At 51.4% G+C, this 444-nt stretch carries 1 protein-coding gene; it reads left to right on the top strand.

The window, feature by feature from the left end; all coding sequences use genetic code 11:
• The coding region (locus NE473_RS30240; RefSeq protein WP_256265563.1) for an MBG domain-containing protein at positions 1-372 on the top strand (372 nt) is incomplete at its 5' end.
• Positions 373-444: the final 72 nt, after the last annotated feature.

Here is a 444-nt window from a genome sequence, read left to right on the forward strand (position 1 = left end):
GAAGACCTGATCGTGAACCTTGCTGCAGGAAACCGTGTGATGGCAGAAGGCCAGACTGTAGAGTATGATGGAAAGGCGTATGGGCTGATAAGTGCGTCTGCGGAGAAGGAAGGATCTACGCTGCTGTATTCAACCAACGGAACAGAATACAGTGAGACGGCCCCGACCTTTACGGAAGCAGGAACACATACCGTATACGTAAAGGCGACGAATCCGAATTACAAGGAAACCGAAGCCGTAGGTGCGGCGGTAGTGATCAGGCCGAGAAATGTGACCATCACGGTGAACAGCGCGTCAAAGACGTATGGAACTAAGGATCCGGAGTTTACAGGAAACTATGATGACCTGGTAAGCAGCGGAGCAGTGGTATAGGAAGGCGACCTTGGAAAGGTAAGCTATGTAAGGGCAGCCGGAGACGAGAATAAGAACAACGTTGGAGACGAG

Origin of the sequence: Hungatella sp. SL.1.14 (assembly GCF_024460495.1) — a bacterium.
Lineage (GTDB): Bacteria > Bacillota > Clostridia > Lachnospirales > Lachnospiraceae > Hungatella > Hungatella hathewayi.